This is a genomic window from Streptomyces sp. FH025 (genome assembly GCF_017427025.1).
Classification (GTDB): Bacteria; Actinomycetota; Actinomycetes; order Streptomycetales; family Streptomycetaceae; genus Kitasatospora.
This window is the reverse complement of record NZ_JAFLNG010000860.1, coordinates 1-2,824: the sequence shown is the minus strand read 5'-3', so window position 1 is coordinate 2,824 and position 2,824 is coordinate 1. Positions and strand designations below refer to the sequence as shown.

Below are 2,824 nucleotides of genomic sequence, written 5' to 3'. Positions count from 1 at the left end.
TGCCCCGGGTTCGGTCGTCGTGTCGGGTGATCTGGACGCGCTGGACGAGCTGCTGGCGGCCTGTGAGGCCGACGGCGTCCGCGCTCGCCGCCTGCCCGTCAACTACGCCGCGCACTCCGTCCAGGTCGAGGCGATCCGCGAGCAACTGCTCACCGAACTGGCCGACATCACGCCGCACCCGGCGGTGATCCCGTTCTACTCGACGGTGACCGGCGAGGAGATCGACACCTCCGCCCTCGACGCCGACTACTGGTACCGCAACCTCCGCGAACCCGTACGCTTCGACCTCGCCGTCGAGGCCCTCACGCAGGACCGGCACGGCGTGTTCGTGGAGGTCAGCCCGCACCCCGTACTGGTGCCGGTGATGGACGGCGTCGTGACCGGCACGCTGCGCCGCGGCGGCGGCAGGCGGGAATTCCACCTCGCCCTGGCGCGCCTGCACACGCAAGGCGTGGCTGTCGACTGGACGCCGGTCTTCCCCGGCGAGCCCCACCATGTCCCGCTGCCGACGTACGCCTTCCAGCACCGGCCGTACTGGTTGAACCCCGCCGCCGTGAAGGGTGACGTGTCGGCGGCGGGACTGGACTCGGCCGGGCACCCGCTGCTCGGGGCCGTCGTCGAACTGGCCGGGGACGAGAGCGTCCTGCTCACGGGGCGGCTCTCGACGGCCACCCGGCCATGGCTGGCCGACCACGTCGTCCTGGGCTCCGTGCTGCTGCCCGGCACCGTGTTCGTCGAACTCGCCATGCACGCCGGACGGCAGGCCGGCTGCGACGTCCTGGACGAACTGGTGCTGGAAGCCCCCATGATCCTGCCGGACGACGGTTCCGTGCCGGTCCAGGTCGTCGTCGGCGCACCGGACGGGACGGGCCGACGCCCCGTCACCGTGCACTCCCGGACGGGCGGCACCTGGCTGCGGCACGCCACCGGCATGCTGGCGACCGGCGGCCGCCCCCACCCGTACGACACCGGCGAGCCCTGGCAGCCGGTCGGTGAACCCGTCGACCTGACCGACTTCTACGACACCCTCGCCGCCCAGGGCTACGAGTACGGGCCGGTGTTCGCGGGCGTACGCGAGATCCGGCGGCAGGGCGACGAGCTCTACGCCGAGGTGGCGCTGCCCGCCGACACCCGCGACCGCTTCGGTCTCCACCCCGCGCTGCTCGACGCCGCACTCCAGCCGCTGACCCTGCTGGCGGCCGGCCGCCTGCCGTTCTCCTTCGCCGGGGTGTCGATGCGGAAAGCCGGCTCCACGGCCCGGGTCCGCCTCACGCCCACCGGCCCCGACACCTTCCGGGTCGCGCTCGCCGACGAATCCGGGCCGCTGGCGGTGATCGACGCGCTGACCGTGCGCCACCGGCCGCCGGGCATGCAGGTCGCCGGGACCAACCAGCTCTTCCGCCTCGACTGGGTGCCCGTCGAGAGCACCGGCGAACCCCCGGCCGTCCACCACGTCACGCCTCCGGCGGGAGACCCCGTGGCGGCCGCGCACACCGTCGCCGCCGAGACGTTGGGCGTGCTCCAGGACTTCCTGCGCGACGGGGACGGTCGGCTGGCCGTCGTGACCCGCGGGGCGGTCGGGCCGGACCCCGTCGACCTGCCGTCCAGCGTCGTCTGGGGCCTGGTCCGCGCGGCCCAGGCGGAACACCCCGACCGGTTCGTGCTCGTCGACACCGACGATCGCGTCCTCGTCGCGGGGGACGAACCGCAGCTCGTCGTCCGCGACGGCGCCGCCCACGCCGCCCGCCTGGTACGGGCCGAAGCGGCTCCGGCGCCCGGCCCGCTCGACCCGAACGGCACCGTGCTGATCACCGGAGGCACCGGAACACTGGGCCGCCTCGTCGCCCGGCACCTGCGCGACCGGCACGGCATCCGACACCTGCTCCTGCTCAGCAGGACCGCGGCGGAGGTGGACTTCGACGCCGAGGTGGTGGCCTGCGACGTGGCCGACCGGGACGCGCTGGCGGCCGTACTGGAGTCGATCCCGGCCGCGCACCCGCTGACCGCGGTCGTGCACGCGGCCGGCGTGCTCGACGACGGCGTCGTCGAATCCCTCACGCCCGACCGGATCGACCAGGTGCTGCGGCCCAAGGCCGACGCCGCCTGGCACCTGCACGAGCTGACGAAGGACCTCGGCCTGAGCGCGTTCGTGCTCTTCTCGTCCGCCGCCGGCGTGCTGGGCGGACCGGGCCAGGCGAACTATGCCGCCGCGAACGCCTTCCTGGACGCCCTCGCCGTGCACCGGCGTGCCCTGGGCCTGCCGGGCGTGTCGCTGGCCTGGGGGCAGTGGGCCGAGGACAGCGGGCTGACCGAGCGCCTCACCGACACCGACCGCAAGCGCCTCGCCCGCGCCGGCGTGCTGCCGATGCCCACGGACCAGGCGCTGGCACTGTTCGACCTGGCCCTGGGTGCCGCCGATCCCGCGCTGGTCCCCGCACACCTCGACCTGTCGGTGGCGTCCAGCCGCCCCCTGCTCAGCCGCCTCACCCGTACCAGGCCCACCCGGCGCACTGACCGGCCGGGCCTGGGCAGGGAACTGGCGGCCCTGCCCGAGACCGAGCAGCACAGCCGCGTCCTGGAACTGGTCACCGGCCAGACGGCCGCGGTCCTCGGCCACACCGACACCGCGGCCGTCAGCGCCGAGCGGGCCTTCAAGGACCTGGGCTTCGATTCGCTCACCGCGGTGGAGCTGCGCAACCGCCTGTCCGCGGTCGCCGGGGTACGGCTGCCCGCGACGATGGTCTTCGACTACCCGACCCCCGACGCGCTGGCCGGCCACCTGCGGGACCTCCTGGTCGGCGCCCGGCGCCAGGCCCCTGCCTCA

1 protein-coding gene is annotated in these 2,824 nt (G+C 74.5%); it reads left to right on the top strand.

Features of this window, described 5'->3' with window-relative positions; translation table 11 throughout:
* The coding region (locus J0670_RS34875) for an SDR family NAD(P)-dependent oxidoreductase (RefSeq protein WP_207816492.1) at positions 1–2,824 on the top strand (2,824 nt) is incomplete at both ends.